The organism is Rummeliibacillus stabekisii (assembly GCF_007988965.1).
Lineage (GTDB): Bacteria > Bacillota > Bacilli > Bacillales_A > Planococcaceae > Rummeliibacillus > Rummeliibacillus stabekisii.
Genome location: NZ_BJVD01000001.1, coordinates 244,034 through 258,614, shown reverse-complemented (window position 1 = coordinate 258,614; position 14,581 = coordinate 244,034). Strand labels below are relative to the sequence as shown.

The window sequence follows — 14,581 nt, the reverse complement described above, 5'->3', positions numbered from 1 at the left end:
GTATGATAAAGAAAATATTTATCGAATGGAGTGAGACTGTTGAAAATTTTCCATACGGCTGATTGGCATCTAGGGAAATATGTACAAGGGGTCTCCATGATTGAAGACCAAGCATATATACTACAACAATTTATTGCAGAAATTGATAAGGAAAAACCCGACGTTATTATCATAGCAGGAGATTTATATGATCGTGCTGTTCCACCAACTGAGGCAGTCCAACTGTTAGATAACATATTCTTTGAAATAGTGATCAAACGTGAGATACCAGTTCTTGCAATAGCAGGTAATCATGATAGTCCTAATCGTATCCACTTTGGTGCGCGTTTTATGGCTTCACGTGGGCTTCATTTAATCGGGAATCTGTCATTAGATCAAACACCGGTTATTTTAAAAGATGATACGGGAGAAGTTCATTTTCACCTTGTACCATATACAGATCCAACGCAAGTTCGATATCTTTACCAAGATCCAGCTATAAGAACACAGCAACAAGCGATGGAAAAGATTATCGAATCAATTGTCCCTAAGATGGATCCTAAAGCCCGACATGTTTTTATTGGACATGCTTTCGTTACAAAGAATGGGGCGGAAGAACAAAATCCTTCTGACGCTGAAAGACCGTTATCTATTGGGGGATCTGAATGTATTGATTCCAAGCTTTTTGAGCCTTTTCATTACACTGCTCTTGGGCATTTGCACCAAGCACACTTTGTCGATTCAGAAAAAATTAGATATTCGGGTTCGCCGTTGAAGTATTCTATTTCTGAAGAAAATCATAAAAAGAGTTATTTAATTGTTGAAATAGATGGTGCTGGGCAAATTACAACAACCAAGAAACCCTTATTGCCAAAACGAGATATGAGAACGATCGAAAATACAATGGAACAAATATTACTGTCACCGACTTGCGAAGATTATTTGTTTATCAAGTTGTTAGATGAAAGTCCCATTATATCTCCAATGGAAAAGATTAGATCCGTCTATCCAAATGCGATGCATGTGGAACGCATATCATTGTTAGATTATAGAAATAAACCATTACAAGAAAATATCTCAAAGAGAAAAATGGATGATGTGACATTGTTTGAGGCTTTTTATTATGAAATTACGGGACAAGAACCAGATTCGGATACGCTTGACCTGTTCAAAGAAGTATTACAAGAAGAATTACTTATCAAGCAAGAAATTGAGGTGGAATCCAAATGAAGCCATTACAGCTGAAATTAACCGCATTTGGTCCATACAAACAAACAGAAATCATTGACTTTAGGGAGCTTGGGGAACATAGACTCTTCGTTATTGCTGGAATGACTGGTGCTGGGAAGACAACAATTTTTGATGGAATCTGTTTTGCCTTATATGGTTCTGCAAGTGGTGAAGACAGAGCGGAAATAAGGGAAATACGTAGCCATTTTGCAGCAGAGGATATTCATACATCAGCTGAACTTTTATTTACAATTAAGGGCAGCACTTACCGTATTTTTCGTCAACTAGCTCACAAGAAAAAAGGAAATAAAAATGCTACGGGCGATAAATTGGAATTTGTTAAAGTGGAATCTGATGGCGAAAAGCCAGTAGTTGAATCACAAAAACTCACAGAAATAAATCGGAAAATGGAAGAACTGATAGGTTTATCGAAGGATCAATTTAAACAAATAGTTATGTTGCCACAAGGAGAATTCCGTAAGTTGCTAACGTCAGAAACGGAGAATAAAGAAGCTATTCTGCGGAAAATTTTTAAAACGGAATCCTATCGCCATTTAGCGGATAGTTTAAAAATTAAAAGAGACTTAGCAATGAATTCTTTAGAAAAAGCGCATGCAAAGAGAGACTTATATATTAAACAAATTCAATCCGTAATACCAGAACGTAATTCACATCTCAACGAAGTGTTAAGCGCAGAACATATTAATATTTACCAGTTGCTATTTGCGTTAGCTGAAGAGGTACAATATTACCAAGAGCAGCAGGCTGAAAAAGAAGCTTTAATCCAAGAGCTTAACTTGAAAATCAACTTACATCATACCCTTCTTGTTGAAACAAAAGAGTTTAACAAACGTCTAATATCTTATAAGGAAAAAGAAGCAGAGCTGAAACGGTTAGAAGAACAAAAAGAGCATTTTGAACAAATAAAGCAAAGAATTGAAAATGCTAAAAAAGCCAGCCATATTATTCCGATAGAAGAAAGATACTATGAAAAATTACAAGAAAAGAAGCAGAAAGAACAAGAATTAGCCAAGTTGGAAGAAGGATTTCGACTCACAACAATGGAGCATCAAAAGCTAGAAGTGGAATTCAACGAAGCAAAACAGAATATGCCAATGATAGAGCAGCTCACTATTGAGCTTTCAACATTGCAAAAGCTTGAAGTGAAGCTCAATGAACTTGAGAAGGTTTCTGAAAAATTATCGAAAAGACAACTTGATGTTGAGAACTTTACTAATCGATTGAAGTTGATTACAGCTGACTTAGAGACGGTTGATAATCAACGAAATCAGCATGCAACACAAATTACATCACTTCATAAACAATTAGAAACCTATGATGAAAAGGTCGTCACTCTAACAGAATTAAAAGAAAAACAATCAACTTGGCAAAAGTGGCAGAGACAAATGTTATCTTTAGAACAGTTGCTCATGGATGAAAAAGCCAAAAAGCAAATGTATGAAACAAAACTTGAAAACTATGAGCGTGAAGAAAAGAAATGGATTAATAACCAAGCAAGTGTCCTTGCCACAAAGCTTGTGGATGGTGAACCATGTCCTGTTTGCGGAAGCTTGGAACATCGATCGCTAGAAGGCAATCATGATATTTCGCTAACAGAGCAGCAATTGTCTGCATTGAAATACGAGGCTGATACAGCTTCTACAGCTTACTTTGAATACCAAGCCAGTGTAAATGCCGGTAGACAACAAAGTCTTCAGTGGGAAGAAGAGCTACGTAGATTGGATATGGAGCCGACAGATGGTGAAAAAGTCTCCCAGGAGTTTCAACTATTAGAGCAAGAAGTCAACGATTTAAAGCGACAAAAGAAGAAGTTAGAAGTACTTCGACAAGAGAAGCAGCTACTTGATGATAAGAGGGAAATGTTACAACAAAAATATTCAACTCTTGAACTAGAGAAAAATGCAAATCTTGAGAGCTTTTATCAAGTACGAGGAGAATACGAAAGCTTACAAAAGGAGATTCCAGCTGGCCTTTCCTCTATACAAGCATTGACTTCAAAAATTAAAGAGCTATCTTTTAAAAAAGCTGAGTTAGTTAGGCATTATGAAGTAATAGAAAAGAAAATAGAACAATCGAAGAATAAGGTTGTCTCTCTTAGAGCAACAATCGATAGTGCAGAGAAAAATTATACCTTGGCTAAACAAGCCTTAGAAGAGGCGCAAAGTCAGTTTAAAGAAGCGGTCTATTCTGCGGGTTTTGATCAAGGAAGCGCCTATCAAGCAGCGAGGCTGAAGCTTTCAGACATTGAAACATTGGAATCTTCCTATGAAGCATATAAATTGCATTTATATGCATTGAAGGAGCAAATTAAAGCAGGCGTGGAAGAATATGCAGGCCAACAAACAAAAGATGAAACTAATTTAGAGCGTCAGCTTGCCGCTATTCAATTGGAAGCAAAGAGTTTAAATGAACAAATCCATGCTATTAAAAAGTATCAAGCAGATGGGCACAGGTTGGTAAAAGAAATAGAAGAAAGCGGTAAAGAGATACAGCAGTTAGAAGAAAAAACTGCGAAAATTATAGACTTGTATAATGTCTTACGTGGTCAGAATTCATTGAAGATTTCTTTTGAACGCTTTTTGCAAATTGAATATTTGGAGCAAATCATCCATGCAGCCAATACGAGATTGCATCCAATGTCAGGGGGACAATATAGACTTGTTAGAAGTGACCGACAAGAAGCAAGGGGAAAACAGAGTGGTTTAGGCTTAGATGTCTATGATGCGTATACTGGACAAAAACGAGATGTAAAAACTCTATCAGGTGGCGAAAAGTTCAACGCATCCTTATCATTAGCTCTTGGTATGTCCGACGTTATTCAATCATTCCAAGGCAATATTCAAATTGACACGATGTTTATTGATGAAGGATTTGGCACGTTAGATGAAGAAGCATTAAATAAAGCAATTCGAACACTGATTGATCTGCAGAATAATGGTAGGATTGTTGGTATTATTTCGCATGTGGCCGAATTAAAAGACGCAATGCCCGCTCTATTAGAAGTGAAGAAAAGCAAGGAAGGGCATAGTCATACAAAATTCGTTTTAAAATAGCAAACTTATAAGAAAAAAATAGCCTAATCTCGATGTTAGGTATATAATGGGGCGATGGGACGTAAAGTCTACAAAGAGCATGTTTGTATATTAATGTTGAGGTGTGAAAAAATGATAAAGAAATATTGTATAAATCTAGTATGTTCTGGTATTCTAGGACTCACTTTTTTGATGGGACAAGGTTCTTATGCCCATGCACAAACGGCTTCTTCTACCAATTCAACGAGTGTGGAAAGTAATACAGCAACTGTTGCTAGCTCACATGATGTTAATAAAGCAGAATTTGTACAAAATACACTACCCCAAACAGGTGTAGAAGCAAACCATTCAGGTTTATATTTTTCAATTGCAGGGTTCTTTTTATTATTGGCTTTGATTACAAGTCGTTCTAAAACAGCAAATCGTAGCAATGAAAAAACTAAAAATAAATAAATTAGTCTATTTAAGACAAAAAGCTATTGATGTATATATACATCAATAGCTTTTTTATTACAGATTTGCATTTTTATTTATCCAATAAAGCTGATAGTTCGCGCGATTTAGCTTCCGCATTTTGTACACAGGCCATAATAATTTCTTTGAAATCATGTTCTTCTAATGCTTTAATGCCTGCTTCTGTTGTTCCGCCGGGACTTGTCACTTTCCTTCTTAATTCGCTAGGCTCTTCATCGGTTTGTTTTAACATTTCTGCAGCGCCGGCAATCGTTTGAACAGCTAAATTGCGTACTGTTTTTTGGCTTAACCCAAATTTCATACCAGCCTGTTCGAAAGCCTCGACCAAATAGTATAGATAGGCAGGACCGCTGCCCGATAATGCCGTGACTGCATGCAACTCATCTTCCTCGACTTCAATAACTAATCCAATGGCTTCAAGCATGCCTATAAATACGTCTTTTTGTGAATCAGTAACTAAGCGATTAAACGCTATACCACTTGCAGACATGCCAATTGAAGCAGATGTGTTTGGCATGACCCGCACAACAGGGCGTTTGCCAAGTTTCTCTTCAATGGACTGCATAGAGACACCAGCTGCCACCGATAACACAGTGGTATTTGCACCTAGATAAGGAAATAGATTCTCCATCGCTCCTTGGATATCTTTTGGTTTCATAGCGAGGATTAAAAGATCTGCTTTCGCTAAAATGGCGCGATCTTCACAGACGATTTGGACTCCATATTTATGAGCAATTTTTTGTAGCTTTTCTTTATCCGATTTATTCATAACGTACATGTTTCTCGGCGGTACGACACCTTCTTTCACAAAGCCCTGAATGATTGCTTCTGCCATTGCTCCAACGCCTGCAAATACAATTGTCTCCATATAATCGCCTCCTACATGTAATTTTTCTATAAGCGCGGAAATTATACTTGCAAATAAAAAAGCATTTTCATCCTAACTAAAAAGGACGAAAATGCAGAATCCGCGGTACCACCTTGTTTCGCTGCGAGTGCAGCACAACTATTGCCCTTTATCGCAGAGTTACGGCTATGTTTGCATAGCAGCTCGGAAGCAGGTTCCAAAGAAATTTGAATATGCAGCTTTCAGCACGGGGCCGCATTCTCTTGAAACAAATTTTCTGTGTACTATTCTTCGTCTTCGCTTTTAGATATGTAAATGAGATTATAGGCAAAATTGTTAAATCTGTCAAATCAAATGAATGACGATTCCTCTAAAAAGAGATACAATAAAGTGAATAGTAATTCATTTAAGCAAAAGGGGTTTTGGTATGATACAAAAAATAACGACACCTGTTCCATACCCAGAAGGAACGGTTAACTCATATTTACTAAAAGATGATGCGCTTTCCATTATTGATGTAGGAACCAAAACAAGTGTTGCTTTAGAAGCAATGGAAGCGGGAATAAAAAATGCCGGTTATCAAATGACTGATATTGAACAAGTAATTCTAACGCATCACCATCCAGACCATATTGGTTTAATTGATGCATTTCCTAACGCCAAAGTATTAGGGCATGTTTATATAGATGCGTGGCTACGACGTGACCCCGTTTTCCTTAATTCACATTATGATTTTTACCTCGATCGGATGAAAGAGGAAGGGGTACCAGAAAAATACTTTGGATGGGTTAAAAAAATGACTCGTTCGATAGAAATGCTTGGGGAGCGTACTTTGACCGACCTTATTCATGAAGGAGATGAAATACCAGGTCATCCTGGACTCGTTGCAATAGAAACACTAGGTCATGCACAAAGTCATTTTGCTTTTTGGAACGAAAAGAAAAGATGTATTTTTGGTGGTGACCTGCTCCTGGATCGTATCGCTTCTAATCCGTTAATAGAACCACCGTTGAATCCAAAGTCTAAAAGAGCTAAGTCATTGTTACAATATAACAATTCATTGAAAAAACTATTAACATTACCAATAGATGTCCTATACAGTGGACATGGTGGCGATATTCATAATGTTTCAGAACTAGTGAATGCAAGGCTTGAAAAGCAGCATCTTCGAGCAATGAAAGTATTAAGTTTATTAGAAGGAAAGCCTCAAAATACATTTGAGCTGACTAAAATAATCTTCCCTACACATTATGAATCACAACTGGGTCTGACCCTTTCCCAAACAATCGGTCAAATCGATTATTTGCTAGATTGTGAGTTAATTAGAGAAGAAACGGATTCCAATGGAGTATTTTGGTATGAAAAAAAATAAAACCATTTTGGTTACTGGTGCAACGTCTGGAGTAGGACGTCTCATTGCATTAAAGCTTGCTGAACGTGGTGATAATATAATTGCAACAGGCCGAAATTTATCGGCTTTAGAAGAGATCCGTTCAAAAGGTATTACCGTAATACAAAGTGATTTATCAAATGCAGAAGGTGTGTTGGGGTTAGTAAATCAGTTGCCAGAGCTAGATGTTGCAATTTTTTCAGCTGGTATTGGTACATTTGAGTATGCCGCAGAAACAGAGAATCAGGATATTATGGACATGATTTCAGTGAACGTACAGGCACCCATTTTATTAACGAAGTATTTAGCTGCAAAAATGAAAGAAGAAAAAGGATACGGTCAGCTGATTTATATAGGCTCGCAAGCAGGGAAAGTAGCAACTCCAAAGTCCGCTATCTATGCAGCGACAAAACATGCACTCATTGGTTATACTAATGCATTGCGAATGGAGCTGAAACCCTATTGCATTGCTGTAACCTGTATACATCCAGGTCCTATTGATACACCGTTTCTAGATAAAGCGGACCGTACAGCCTCCTATAGGAGTGCTATGAAAAACATATTACTCCAACCTGAGAAAGTGGCGGATGCTACAATCCGTACAATAGGAACAAGAATAAGGGAAGTCAATTTGCCGAGAGTTATGGGCATTACAAGCAAATTTTATGCTGTAGCACCGGCGTTGATTGAGAAGCTGGGGAAGAGTTTTTTTTATAAAAAGTAAGAGTTTTATTCTTATAGCGGTGATACGTACTATACGTATTACCGCTATTTTTGTGTTTTGAAAATGAAGATTTCCTATGTGGATAGTACTGAATGAAATTTGAGTAAAAAAGACTGATTCAAGTGAAAAAACAAATAATTTATTAAAATGCATGAACATTCACTTGAATTAATAAATATTACATGTTAACATAAATGCATAAATATAAAATAAATATGTATAAAAATACATAAAGGAGGAATGGGCAATGTCAAAAAAAGTAGTATTAGCTTATTCAGGAGGCTTGGATACATCTGTAGCAATCCAATGGTTGAAGGACAAAGGATATGAAGTGGTTGCTTGTTGTTTAGATGTAGGGGAAGGTAAGGACTTGGATTTTGTAAAGAACAAAGCACTCGAGGTCGGTGCTTCAGAGTCGTATATGGTAGATGCGAAAGATGAATTTGCAGAGGAATATGCGCTCCTCTCATTACAAGGTCATACATGGTATGAACAAAAATATCCGCTTGTATCAGCATTATCAAGACCGCTTATTTCAAAAAAACTCGTTGAAATTGCAGAAAAAACAGGAGCAACTGCAGTGGCACATGGTTGTACAGGGAAAGGGAACGACCAAGTTCGTTTTGAAGTATCTATACAATCTTTAAACCCAGATTTAGAAGTATTGGCGCCTGTGAGAGAATGGGCATGGAGTAGAGAGGAAGAGATTGATTATGCAAAATCTAAAAACATTCCTATTCCTATCAATTTAGATAGCCCCTTTTCAATCGATCAAAATCTCTGGGGACGTGCAAATGAATGTGGCATATTAGAAGATCCTTGGGCAGCACCGCCAGAAGATGCGTATGAGTTGACTGTATCCCTAGAAGATGCGCCTGAAACAGCAGATACATTAGAAATTGAATTTGTAAAAGGAGTACCTGTTGCAATCGATGGAGTAGAGTATAAGTTGGCAGATCTGATTTTAAAACTAAATGAACTAGCAGGCAAACATGGAGTTGGACGCATTGACCATGTGGAAAATCGTTTAGTTGGTATTAAATCACGTGAGGTATATGAAGTGCCTGGTGCTCACACTCTTCTTCTTGCGCATAAAGAATTAGAAGATTTAACGCTGGTAAAAGAATTGGCTCATTTCAAACCAGTAGTCGAGAAGAAGTTAACCGAATTAATTTATGAAGGTCTTTGGTTCTCACCATTACGTATTGCCATAGAAGCCTTTATTAAAGAAACGCAGAAGTTTGTTAACGGCACCGTACGCGTTAAATTGTTTAAAGGTCATGCAATTGTAGAAGGTCGTAAATCACCTAACTCTTTATATGATGAAAAGCTAGCTACGTATACAAAAGATGATGCTTTTAATCATAATTCAGCGATTGGATTTATTGAGTTATTTGGTCTTCCTACAAAAGTTAATGCTATGATCAACAACAAGGAAACTAAGAAGGTGCAAGTATGAGCAGCAAGCTATGGGGAGGGCGCTTCCAAAAATCAGCCGAACAATGGGTAGATGAATTCGGCGCATCCATCAGCTTCGATCAAGAATTAGTCTTGGAAGATTTGGAAGGAAGTATTGCCCATGTGACGATGCTCGGTACTACGGGAATTCTTAACCACGAAGAAGTTGTCGCTATCAAAAAAGGCCTTCATACACTACAGAAGAAGGCAGAAGAAAATGAGCTCCACTATTCCGTTGAGCAAGAAGATATTCATCTAAATCTAGAAAAAATGCTAATCGATATTGTAGGCCCTGTAGGTGGAAAATTGCATACGGGACGAAGTAGAAATGACCAAGTTGCAACGGATATGCATCTGTTTTTAAAAAGACACGTAAAGAAAACAATTGCTCTTATCATATCTTTGCAAAATACAATTATTGAAAAGTCAAAAGAACATATTGAAACGATAGCTCCTGGTTATACTCATTTGCAACGTGCTCAGCCTATCTCGTTTGCGCATCATTTAATGGCCTATTTTTGGATGCTTGAAAGAGATAAGTCACGGTTTAGTGAGTCAATCAGCAGAATTGATCTATCACCTCTAGGAGCAGGAGCTTTGGCTGGAACTACATTTCCAATTGATAGAGAGTTGACTGCAAATCTATTGGGATTCTCAGATATTTACCAAAATAGCATAGATGCTGTAAGCGACCGTGATTTCATAATCGAATTTTTAAGCAATAGCTCAATGCTGATGACACATTTATCTAGATTGGCGGAAGAAATTATTCTTTGGTCGAGCGAGGAATTCAGATTTATTGAATTAGATGACTCTTTTTCAACTGGCTCGAGTATTATGCCGCAGAAAAAGAATCCAGACATGGCAGAGTTAATAAGGGGAAAAACAGGCCGTGTATATGGCAATTTAATCGGTTTGCTAACGGTAATGAAAGGCTTGCCACTTGCTTACAATAAAGATTTGCAAGAAGACAAAGAAGGCATGTTTGATACACTTCATACAATTACTGGCTCACTGCGTATATTTGAGGGAATGATTCGTACTATGAACATAAACCAAGATAGTTTAAATAAAGCAGTTCATAATGATTTTTCAAATGCTACCGAATTGGCAGATTATTTAGTGACAAAAGGTTTGCCATTTAGGGAAGCACACGAAATTACGGGTAAGTTAGTATATTACTGTATAGAACATAGCAATTTTTTACTGGATTTATCATTAGAAGAGATGCAACAAGCGAGCCCTCTTATTGAAAGCGATGTATTCAAAGTATTAGCTCCTGAAACAGCAGTTAGTCGCCGTAACTCTCAGGGTGGAACAGGATTTGAAGAAGTTCGGAAGCAAATTGAAAAAGCACAAGATATCTTAAGTTCTCTAATAAGTATGTAATGAAAATCACGACCAGTTTCCAATGGGGGGCTGGTTTTTCTTCGATTTCAAGATATTGCACCAAAAAGACTTCCCTTTTCTTGTCATTCCGCCTTATAATAATAGCAATAGATTGCCCAAGTATTGAAATATTCTGTGGAAAGTATCCAAATGAGGGCCAAAAAGTATTGTGTTAAAACGAGAAAAGCCTTCTCTATAGCAAGCGTTTTAACAACTATAACTTAAATCAATAGGTGTATCATCACAAAGTTCAAAAATATGTCACACCCTAAATTTATGTTATTTCGTACAAAGTTTGTTACGATAGAAACAATAATCAAAAGGAGCGACGTACATAAATGAATACTGACGTTAATGTTTTTCTGGCGTTTGGAGCTGGATTTTTAAGCTTTATTTCGCCGTGCACGCTGCCTCTTTATCCAGCGTTTTTATCTTACATAACAGGTGTATCCTTTGATCAGCTAAAGAGTCAAAAAGGAATGATGCAAAGAAGAGCTATTTTGCATACTGTCTTTTTCTTAATTGGATTTTCAATGATTTTCATCGCTTTAGGCTTTGGAGCTTCATTTGTGAAAGGTATATTCGTAAGATATGATGAGTTAATACGCCAAGTAGGCGGAATTCTTATCGTTGTTTTTGGTTTAGTGATTACTGGCATCTTTACACCAAAATTTTTAATGAAAGACCGTAAATTTGAGTTAAAAAGTAGACCATCAGGATACATTGGGTCTATACTAATTGGGTTAGTATTTGCGGCTGGATGGACTCCATGTACCGGTCCAATTCTGGGGTCTATTATGCTATTGGGTTCTACCCATCCAGATTCAGCGATTTGGTATATGTTGGCTTATGTTTTAGGCTTTTCTATTCCTTTCTTTGTTCTTTCGTTCTTTATTTCTCGTATGAATTGGATTAGAAGAAATAGCCAAAAAATCGTTAAAGTCGGCGGCTATATTATGATAGTAGTCGGCATAGTTCTATTTTTCGATGGTATGACTTATTTTAACCGGTTAATATCGCCACTATTTGGTGGTTTCCAAGGATTCTAGTTTAGGAATGGTGATGGGGTGAAAAGGTGTCAACAGTCTTAGTAGTAGATGACGCAGCATTCATGCGTCAAGCGATATCAGGCATGCTAGTAGAAGCGGGATTTCAAGTTGTTGGTGAAGCAGTAAATGGCAAAGAAGCAATTGAGCAATACCTTAAGTTGAACCCTGATATTGTCACGATGGATGTGACAATGCCTATTATGTCTGGTTTGGAAGCAACGAAAGAAATCATAAAAGAAGATCCTAATGCTAAAATTTGTATGGTAAGTGCATTAGGCCAACAAAAATTGATCCTTCAAGCGCTGAAATATGGAGCAAAGGATTTTGTTATTAAACCTTTTGAGAGGGAACGTTTAGCCGCAACTATACGTCAAATGACCGAATAATTATTAAAAGATAGGTGACCTTTATGCTACAATCCATACCTTCTCAATATATGTTGGTAGGCTCAACAGTGGCTGTCGTATTCATGGGCATCATGATGATGTTTATCCGTGCAAGATCTGCTAAAAAGCCTGCAAGTGCAAGGAAGATAATTATACCGCCAATTGCTATGTCTACAGGTGCTTTAATGTTTTGTTTTGATTATTTCCGAGTGCCGTGGCCGCAAGTATTTGAGGTAGTTATAGTTGGAGTGATTTTTTCAACAGTATTGATTGCTACTTCTAAATTCCATATTGTCGATGGAGATGTATATCTAAAACCATCAAAAGCTTTCTTCTTTATTTTAATAGGGTTGTTGATAATACGAACTGTTGTTAAAGTTTATTTAAGCAACACTATCCATTTAGGAGAGCTTGGAGGAATTTTCTTCTTGCTTGCATACTCTATGATTGCACCTTGGCGTATAGCTATGTTGATCCAATACAAAAAGTTGGAAAAACAATTACATTTACAGCAACAGCCATAAATAACAAAAGGTTCTTTTCCCTAAAGGAAAAGAACCTTTTGTTATTCTAAAATATCTTCGTATGGGGATATATCAATTTGCATTTGATTAAGTTTTTTGCGCAAAAACTTATGATCCCTTTTCGGTGAGGCCTGTATGTATCCTCTAATGATGAGGTCCATGTTAATTTTTTTTGCTCTTTCTTCAAGAGCAAGCTCACCAATTTTTCCAGCTATCTTTTGTTTTGCTACATCTCGGAATAAATCTGGAACTGGGCTTACTAGCTCATTTAGCAACGCTTTTTCTTCTGGCTGCCACATGTGCAAAGTTTTTTGTACATAGTAATCTTGCCAATCTAGTGTGGATTTGCCATCATCTTTTGGCATAGATTTTAAAAACTTGCGGAACATGAAAAAACCACCAATAGCAAATAGACCAACGAGTACAACTACCCAAAATAATATAAAGACTAAAAACCAGCCGTTTAACACACTATTCACCTCATCACCATTATAAAAGGAAAGTAATAAATTTGCATCTATTAGTCTCCTTTTCACTAGAAATGTCTATATAGGAAATAAGGAGGGGGAGTAATTGAATACCTTTTATAATTGAACTTCAGGAAAGTTAAGTTGCTCAATGGATGGAGAGTGATTTTCCGTTAAAGAATTAAAGAAGCTATTTGTGTTAAAGAGGTAGGAGCTTTAATAAGGGAGGAGGAAATGCGTTGGCTGAATGGGTCTCACTCATACAAGAAATAGGTTTCCCTATTTTTGTGTCATTCTATCTCATGCATCGAGTGGAAACCAAGTTACAAGCAATTCACGAGGCACTCTTAGATTTGAAGTAGAAGATTCACAAAGTTGACCAAAGAATTTTTTTGTGCGAGTCTATTCTATGATACAATTTAGTTAGGAATATCGTACATGAGGTGAAAGTTATATGAAAAAAATACTATTCTTACCATGCTTATTAATCGTATCGGCGATTTTATTATCTGCATGCGGCGGTGGCAATTTTAAGGCTGAAACAGATTGGAAAGTACAAAATTTTAACTATACCAACCAAAATGGTGAGAAAGTTTCACTCGACAGCTTAAAGGGAAAACCTTGGCTTGCCATGTTTATCTTTACGAGCTGTACAACAGTGTGTCCACCGATGACTATGAATATGACAGCGATTCAAAAGGATTTTAAAGAAAAGGGATTAAAGGATTATAATATTGTCGGCTTTAGTGTGGACCCTAAAACAGATACACCTGAAAAGCTTAAAAAATATTTAAAACAATATCCTGTTCCAGACACTTCTAAATGGGACCTACTTACAGGGTACTCACAAGATGATATTGCTAATCTTGCACTTAAATCCTTTAAAACATTTGTCAAAGATGATCCTAACTCCAATCAAGTAATTCACGGGTCAAGTTTTTTCCTAGTTAACCAAGAAGGCGTCGTTGTTAAGAGTTATAGTGGTTATAAAGAAGTACCATATGATACGATTGCTGTAGATATGGAAACAATCATTGAAGATGGAAAATAATTAAATTGAAATTATCTTTATAAATATTTTAAAACCAAATTGAACCCAATCATCGCGTAAAAATGGCGCGTGGATTGGGTTTTCTTTATTTTTTACTAAACCCCAAGTATAAATAAAAGACGAATCATATAAGTCAGATTGTATATGTTCGCCTTTCCTGTTCCATTTAAGTATTCTTTTTTTGATTTTCTTTTAGCAAATCTCTTATGTCTTTCAAAACATCTTCTGTAGTCTCCACTGGTACATCATCTGCTGTTTCTTCTTTTTTACGAAATTCAAGTTTCGAGGCTATTTTTGTCACGAAAAAGATGGAAAAAGCGATAATAAAGAAATCTACAACATTTTGAATAAAAACACCATACATGATTTTATGGTAATGTAACTCTTTAAATTCTACTTTTCCAAGGAAAAGTGCAAAAATCGGCATAATAATATCATTCACTAAAGAAGAGACAATCTTGCTAAAAGCTCCACCGATTATTACCCCTATAGCTAACTGTATGACATTACCCTTTAAAGCAAACTTCTTAAAATCTTCCCACAAACTAATTTCCTCTTTC

At 36.6% G+C, this 14,581-nt stretch carries 15 protein-coding genes and 1 other annotated feature; of the genes, 12 read left to right on the top strand and 3 right to left on the bottom strand.

Annotation, left to right across the window (positions count from 1 at the left end):
- The first annotated feature begins 39 nt into the window (after window positions 1–39).
- The 3 genes from RST01_RS01260 (at window position 40) to RST01_RS01250 (ending at window position 4,715) form a co-directional block, all read left to right on the top strand.
- Window positions 40–1,209 carry an exonuclease SbcCD subunit D gene (locus RST01_RS01260; protein ID WP_147193529.1) on the top strand — a complete coding sequence of 390 codons (1,170 nt, stop codon included), beginning with the start codon at window positions 40–42 and terminating at the stop codon, window positions 1,207–1,209.
- Window positions 1,206–4,283, top strand: coding sequence for an AAA family ATPase (locus RST01_RS01255; protein ID WP_147193528.1), 3,078 nt, complete (start codon window positions 1,206–1,208; stop codon window positions 4,281–4,283). Before RST01_RS01260 ends, RST01_RS01255 begins: the two co-directional genes overlap by 4 nt.
- A 111-nt stretch (window positions 4,284–4,394) precedes the next feature.
- A complete protein-coding gene (locus RST01_RS01250; protein ID WP_184117491.1) occupies window positions 4,395–4,715 on the top strand; it encodes an LPXTG cell wall anchor domain-containing protein in 321 nt (106 codons plus the stop codon).
- Window positions 4,716–4,788: 73 nt separating this feature from the next.
- Here RST01_RS01250 and proC read toward each other — a convergent pair whose 3' ends face one another.
- A complete protein-coding gene (gene proC, locus RST01_RS01245; RefSeq protein WP_147193526.1) occupies window positions 4,789–5,604 on the bottom strand; it encodes a pyrroline-5-carboxylate reductase in 816 nt (271 codons plus the stop codon).
- 78 nt (window positions 5,605–5,682) lie between these two features.
- Window positions 5,683–5,890: a binding site (T-box leader), on the bottom strand.
- 120 nt (window positions 5,891–6,010) lie between these two features.
- Here proC and RST01_RS01240 point away from each other — a divergent pair.
- From RST01_RS01240 to RST01_RS01210, 7 genes are all read left to right on the top strand, one after another.
- A complete protein-coding gene (locus tag RST01_RS01240) occupies window positions 6,011–6,955 on the top strand; it encodes an MBL fold metallo-hydrolase (protein WP_147193525.1) in 945 nt (314 codons plus the stop codon).
- The gene (locus RST01_RS01235) at window positions 6,942–7,697 is read left to right on the top strand and encodes an SDR family NAD(P)-dependent oxidoreductase (RefSeq protein WP_147193524.1); all 756 of its coding nucleotides are present in this window, start codon (window positions 6,942–6,944) and stop codon (window positions 7,695–7,697) included. The genes RST01_RS01240 and RST01_RS01235 overlap by 14 nt, the downstream gene beginning before the upstream one ends.
- Before the next feature lie 247 nt (window positions 7,698–7,944).
- Window positions 7,945–9,156: an argininosuccinate synthase gene (locus RST01_RS01230; protein WP_147193523.1), complete on the top strand. Its 1,212-nt coding sequence runs from the start codon at window positions 7,945–7,947 to the stop codon at window positions 9,154–9,156.
- Entirely contained in the window at window positions 9,153–10,544 is a 1,392-nt protein-coding gene (gene argH / locus RST01_RS01225) for an argininosuccinate lyase (protein WP_147193522.1), read from the top strand. Before RST01_RS01230 ends, argH begins: the two co-directional genes overlap by 4 nt.
- Before the next feature lie 338 nt (window positions 10,545–10,882).
- Entirely contained in the window at window positions 10,883–11,593 is a 711-nt protein-coding gene (locus RST01_RS01220) for a cytochrome c biogenesis CcdA family protein (protein WP_147193521.1), read from the top strand.
- A 26-nt stretch (window positions 11,594–11,619) separates the two neighbouring features.
- Window positions 11,620–11,979 carry a response regulator gene (locus RST01_RS01215; RefSeq protein WP_184117490.1) on the top strand — a complete coding sequence of 120 codons (360 nt, stop codon included), beginning with the start codon at window positions 11,620–11,622 and terminating at the stop codon, window positions 11,977–11,979.
- Window positions 11,980–12,002: 23 nt separating this feature from the next.
- Window positions 12,003–12,503, top strand: a complete 501-nt coding sequence (locus tag RST01_RS01210; RefSeq protein ID WP_147193520.1) for a CcdC family protein — start codon at window positions 12,003–12,005, stop codon at window positions 12,501–12,503.
- A 41-nt stretch (window positions 12,504–12,544) separates the two neighbouring features.
- On the opposite strand, the gene RST01_RS01205 is transcribed toward RST01_RS01210, so the two are convergent.
- Window positions 12,545–12,973, bottom strand: a complete 429-nt coding sequence (locus RST01_RS01205) for a DUF2621 domain-containing protein (protein WP_066786929.1) — start codon at window positions 12,971–12,973, stop codon at window positions 12,545–12,547.
- 236 nt (window positions 12,974–13,209) lie between these two features.
- Here RST01_RS01205 and RST01_RS01200 point away from each other — a divergent pair, with 236 nt between their 5' ends.
- Complete coding sequence (locus tag RST01_RS01200) at window positions 13,210–13,332, top strand: YvrJ family protein (RefSeq protein ID WP_084246878.1); 123 nt, start codon at window positions 13,210–13,212, stop codon at window positions 13,330–13,332.
- Between the two features lie 92 nt (window positions 13,333–13,424).
- Complete coding sequence (locus RST01_RS01195) at window positions 13,425–14,021, top strand: SCO family protein (RefSeq protein WP_147193519.1); 597 nt, start codon at window positions 13,425–13,427, stop codon at window positions 14,019–14,021.
- Window positions 14,022–14,187: 166 nt separating this feature from the next.
- Here RST01_RS01195 and mscL read toward each other — a convergent pair whose 3' ends face one another.
- Window positions 14,188–14,565, bottom strand: coding sequence for a large conductance mechanosensitive channel protein MscL (mscL, locus tag RST01_RS01190; protein WP_147193518.1), 378 nt, complete (start codon window positions 14,563–14,565; stop codon window positions 14,188–14,190).
- Between the last annotated feature and the right edge of the window lie 16 nt (window positions 14,566–14,581).

Coding starts and splice junctions, on each gene's coding strand:
- RST01_RS01255 (WP_147193528.1), top strand. CDS start 1,206: ATGAAGCCATTACAGCTGAAATTAACCGCATTTGGTCCATACAAACAA.
- RST01_RS01250 (WP_184117491.1), top strand. CDS start 4,395: ATGATAAAGAAATATTGTATAAATCTAGTATGTTCTGGTATTCTAGGA.
- proC (WP_147193526.1), bottom strand. CDS start 5,604: ATGGAGACAATTGTATTTGCAGGCGTTGGAGCAATGGCAGAAGCAATC.
- RST01_RS01240 (WP_147193525.1), top strand. CDS start 6,011: ATGATACAAAAAATAACGACACCTGTTCCATACCCAGAAGGAACGGTT.
- RST01_RS01235 (WP_147193524.1), top strand. CDS start 6,942: ATGAAAAAAAATAAAACCATTTTGGTTACTGGTGCAACGTCTGGAGTA.
- RST01_RS01230 (WP_147193523.1), top strand. CDS start 7,945: ATGTCAAAAAAAGTAGTATTAGCTTATTCAGGAGGCTTGGATACATCT.
- argH (WP_147193522.1), top strand. CDS start 9,153: ATGAGCAGCAAGCTATGGGGAGGGCGCTTCCAAAAATCAGCCGAACAA.
- RST01_RS01220 (WP_147193521.1), top strand. CDS start 10,883: ATGAATACTGACGTTAATGTTTTTCTGGCGTTTGGAGCTGGATTTTTA.
- RST01_RS01210 (WP_147193520.1), top strand. CDS start 12,003: ATGCTACAATCCATACCTTCTCAATATATGTTGGTAGGCTCAACAGTG.
- RST01_RS01195 (WP_147193519.1), top strand. CDS start 13,425: ATGAAAAAAATACTATTCTTACCATGCTTATTAATCGTATCGGCGATT.